Below are 4398 nucleotides of genomic sequence, written 5' to 3'. Positions count from 1 at the left end.
TTCATACTCAGTGTCCCGTAATGATCGGCCTGAACAATCATGAGATCAGGTTGAGTTTCGGAACGGAGGGTCACCGAACTGGAGGCGTTGTCTGCTTCAGAGTGAATCACCAGCTCTTTGGCATTGACTGTATGAGTCCTGTTGTAGGCGCTGAAATCGCTGCGGGAGTAGAGATAGAGCGTTCCCTCCGGGAGTGGAGGAACTTCCATATCGAAGGACGCATGGGAGTACTCACCATCCAGAAGGATTTCAAGAGTCTTTCCAATTTCAGAAAAGCTGTCGTTCCAATTGGAGCGATTATCGGTGCCGATGGTTCTATCATAAAAAAAGATGACTGCTCTATCATAAAGATGTACCCGGTTCAATTCGGGAAGAGTGATATCCGCTGTGAATTGCAGATTGTTATAGTCTTCTGATGAGGAGTAATCAATGATTAGTTCACCATCTGATACAGAAACATCCAGATTGTCAAACTGATCTTCATTCACGGTAATACTGACAGAATAGGACTCACCATAGGAGGCATAGACCTCAAAGGCGCTGTTGCCACTGATGCTGTCAAATTCACTAAAGCTGTAAGTCTGCTCTACAAGAACATCAGAGGCATCTGGATAATTTTGACAGGACAGACTGGCTAGGCTTAAAACTGACAAAATCAGGAGTTTTTGAAGCTGATTCACTCTCAGGAAGCTGCCTCGGGTAATACTCCATCAAATCCGGCGATGATGTTCTGAACGAAGGGGTCGACGATGCGGTAGATCCTCTTGTTTCCTTCTGTCGCAGAATCCACTATTCCTTTGTCTTTAAGTACCGCCAGATGCTGGGAGATGACGGGCTGAGGCTGATCCAGGCATTGCCACAATTCTGAGACACAGCAATCCTGACGTTCAATCAGACACAACATTTTGAGCCTGAGGGGGTGACCGCAAACCTTTAATTTTCGGGCATACCCTTCCACCATTTCTTCCGGGCAGTTACATTTGTTTTCCATATATAGAAATTAGCAGACTATTCCGATTTAATCAATTGAAATCTGAATAACCGGATCACTTGCATCCCTCAGGACCCCTCTGGTATTGTAAAAAGATGGTATACCTAGACTGGGCCGCTACAACGCCCCCCCTCACCTCAGTTCTTAAAGAGATGACAGATGTTGCCTCAGAATATTTCGGCAACCCGTCCTCCCTTCACAAGGAAGGACAGAAGGCTAATAAAAAACTGGATGAAATCCGTCGCCGCTGTGCAGATGTGCTGGATTGTGAAGCTGATGAGCTTATTCTGACATCTGGAGGTACAGAGTCGAACAATATGGTTATCTCCTCCCTTTTTACCAGACGGGACAAAGGTCGCATAATAGTCAGCGGCATAGAGCATCCAGCCATCTGGAATCCTGTCCAGTTACTTGGAAAACAGGGATGGGAAGTGAAGGTCATAAATCCCGGGAAAGACGGGTTAGTCAAGGTGGAAAAACTTATAAAACTTTTAACACCGGATACAAAGATGGTCCTGATCATGGGTGTTCATAATGAGACCGGTGTGATTCAACCTCTACAGGAACTTATCCGCACAGTACGGGAAGCAGAAAAATCCCGCCCCATACATTTCCACAGCGACCTGGTACAGAGTGCTGGAAAAATTCCACTGTCTCTCAAAGAACTAGATCTGGATTCCGCCTCCTTTGCGGGGCACAAGATTCAAGGTCCCAGGGGAATAGGACTTCTGTATCAAAAAAAGCCTTTTGCGGGTCTGTATGCTGGAGGAGGTCAGGAAAAAGGTCTCAGACCAGGAACTGAAAACCTTGCAGCAGCAGCGGGTATGTGTACCGCACTAGAGCTTGCCATTAAGGGTGTGGAGGAGCATCATGATAAAGCTTCTTTAAGAATGCAGATGCTTATGACAGGCATCGCTGCCATCAAAGGTGTAAAACTGTTGCCTGAAGGCCGCCTTGAGAATGCCGGGCACTTTTCCCCCTGGATTCTCAACTGCGCCTTCCCGCCTCTGCCGGGAGAAGTACTGGTGCGGGTCATGGACGAAGCAGGATACGCCATTTCTACGGGATCTGCCTGCTCCAGCCGTAAAAAAAGCCGGACCAGAGGCCTGGAAGCCATGGGTGTAGATCCTCAGACAGCCTTCAGCTCCATCCGGATCTCCCAGGGACCCACAACGACGGAAGAAGAGATGACCGGATTTCTGAAGGTGCTGACGGAACAGATAGATCAGGTCGGACGGGCCCTGGGCTGATTGCCCTGATGAAGGGCGATCTGTTATGATAGGCCCATGACTGACTTATACCTGATTAAAATAGGCGAGATTACCCTGAAAAAAGGGAATAGAGCCCTCTTTGAGCGACAGCTCCGAAATAATATAAAAAAGATGCTCCGCCCCCACCCCACCAGGGTGACCAACCGGAGCGGCCGGTTTTATCTGGAATGTGAAGACCTGGAAGAAGAATATGTTTCAGCCTGCCTGTCCAAGGTCTTCGGCATTGTCGGCTATACCCGTTCCTACAGCTGTGCCAAAGAGCTGGATGCCCTGGAAGAAAAGGCTCTTCTCGTGGCCCGGCAAAATATTGATGCCGGTGTAGGGATGAAATTCAAGATTGAAACCCGGCGGATAGACAAGAGTCTGCCTCTGGATAATTACGGTTACTCCGCCGAGATCGGCGGGCGTGTATTTGAAAAGATTCCCGGACTCACTGTGGATGTTAAAAATCCCGACTGGATCATTCACATAGAGCTGAGAGAAAAAGGATATGTCTACGGTTATACCCATAAGGGACCGGGAGGACTTCCGGTCCATACCGGTGGGAAGGGGATGCTCCTCCTCTCGGGAGGAATCGATTCTCCCGTGGCAGGGTATCTTATGAGTAAACGGGGGATGAGCCTGGATGCGGTGTACTTTCACACCCCTCCCTACACAAGCCCCGAATCTCTGGAGAAGGTCAAAGACCTGGCCCGGATCATCGCCCCCTGGACGGGAGGACTGACTCTGTATACGGTGCCCTTTACGGATGTACAGGTACAGATAAACCGCTCGGTCAGACCTGAAACGACAACCCTTCACTCCCGGGCGGCCATGATGAAGATTGCCCAGTCCATGGCGCATAAGAGAAAAGATCTGGCCCTGATAACGGGAGAAGCCCTGAGCCAGGTGGCCAGTCAGACTCTGGAAAGCCTTGCTTACACAAACAGTCAGGTAGACCTGCCCGTCTTCCGTCCCCTCATCGGCATGGACAAGGAAGAGACCATCCTTATCTCCCGTAAAATCAAGGCCTTTGAGACCTCAACACAGCCCTATGACGACTGCTGTTCCCTCTTCAGCCCGGAACACCCCGAGGTAAAACCCGACTTGAAGAAAACCCGGGAAGACTGGGATGGAATTGAAGACATAGGAAAACTGATGGCCCAGGCCGAAGCCCAGGCGGAGAAGTGTTACTTTCCGGCGGAAGTTGAAAAAGACTGACTCTTGGGCTGACTACTTCTCTTGTGAGCGGTGGAGCTCCGGCAATTCCAGACTTGGCCAGCAATGTCAAAACACCAGCCTCGGTGACAGAGATTTCGATTGTAGGTTTATCCCCGGCAGACTCGGGCATTTCCCCCTGAAAGCTGAGTGTATAATCCGCAGAATCAATAAATTCCTGGCTCCCCTTCTTCGTCACCGACACCCGGAGTTCTTCCAGGCGGCAGACATAGAGGGGGCTGTACTCAAAACCCATATAGATTTTGGATTCTTCCGTATAGTCGTAGGCTCCCAGCAGGGAACGCCCGTTTTCGTGAATATTCAGAAGATTGAAGGCGGCGTAGGGATCGGCGTAGACCTTGATGGACTGGAGATCATCATAGCCCAGCTGCGAAGCGGAAGATAGTTTGAATTCGATGTAGCTCTGATTGTAGGGAGAGGAAGAGCCGCCGTCGCTGCAGGAAAACATCAACTGTAAAACAAAGAAGATGACTCCTGACAGGACCAGCCTAGGAAGCGCTCTTGGCCTCACTCTTCTTTTCTGAATCACTTTTCTTTCCTGAATCACTCGTTTTTCCTGAATCAACTGCTTGGGCAGGACTCTCTTTTGAATCGGATTTGTCTTTGAGCGGCTGGGAGGTACCGGCACTTTTTTTGGCATCGTTCACATAGAAACCGCTGCCCTTGAAAATCACACCCATACCGCCGCCGATCAGCCGTTTCAGGCTGTCTTTCCTGCAGTCGGGACAGGTCTTAAGGGGATCCTCAGCCATGGACTGAAAATGTTCAAAAAGGTGTCCGCAGCTTTCGCATTTATAATCATAGGTAGGCATTCTTAACCACTCCTGTATGGATTAAACAACTTATTTCATCCTCCCCTTTCCTTCGAAAAGAGAGTGTTGAGATATTTCTTAACAAAAAATACTGATATATGCTTAC

Annotated in this window: 5 protein-coding genes; 2 read left to right on the top strand and 3 right to left on the bottom strand. The window is 49.2% G+C overall.

The annotated features are described in order from the left end of the window. Together PF479_RS12360 and PF479_RS12355 are read right to left on the bottom strand one after the other, a co-directional pair. Nucleotides 1-680, bottom strand: a 680-nt coding sequence (locus PF479_RS12360) for a DUF2807 domain-containing protein (protein ID WP_298006996.1), incomplete at its 3' end; no start/stop codon positions are given. Nucleotides 681-682: 2 nt separating this feature from the next. Then, a complete protein-coding gene (locus tag PF479_RS12355) occupies nt 683-991 on the bottom strand; it encodes a helix-turn-helix transcriptional regulator (protein WP_298006994.1) in 309 nt (102 codons plus the stop codon). 95 nt (nt 992-1086) lie between these two features. Here PF479_RS12355 and PF479_RS12350 point away from each other — a divergent pair, with 95 nt between their 5' ends. Together PF479_RS12350 and thiI are read left to right on the top strand one after the other, a co-directional pair. Further along, nucleotides 1087-2241 (top strand): cysteine desulfurase family protein, encoded by a 1155-nt coding sequence (locus PF479_RS12350; RefSeq protein WP_298006992.1) that lies wholly within the window; start codon nt 1087-1089, stop codon nt 2239-2241. A gap of 36 nt (nt 2242-2277) precedes the next feature. Beyond that, nucleotides 2278-3462, top strand: a complete 1185-nt coding sequence (gene thiI / locus PF479_RS12345; RefSeq protein WP_298006990.1) for a tRNA uracil 4-sulfurtransferase ThiI — start codon at nt 2278-2280, stop codon at nt 3460-3462. 506 nt (nt 3463-3968) lie between these two features. Here thiI and PF479_RS12340 read toward each other — a convergent pair. Beyond that, nucleotides 3969-4292, bottom strand: coding sequence for a zinc ribbon domain-containing protein (locus PF479_RS12340; protein WP_298006987.1), 324 nt, complete (start codon nt 4290-4292; stop codon nt 3969-3971). Nucleotides 4293-4398: the final 106 nt, after the last annotated feature.

It is taken from the genome of Oceanispirochaeta sp., assembly GCF_027859075.1.
Taxonomy (GTDB): Bacteria; Spirochaetota; Spirochaetia; order DSM-2461; family DSM-2461; genus Oceanispirochaeta.
Note: the sequence above shows the minus strand (reverse complement) of the source record. Positions and strands in the feature narration are given on the sequence as shown.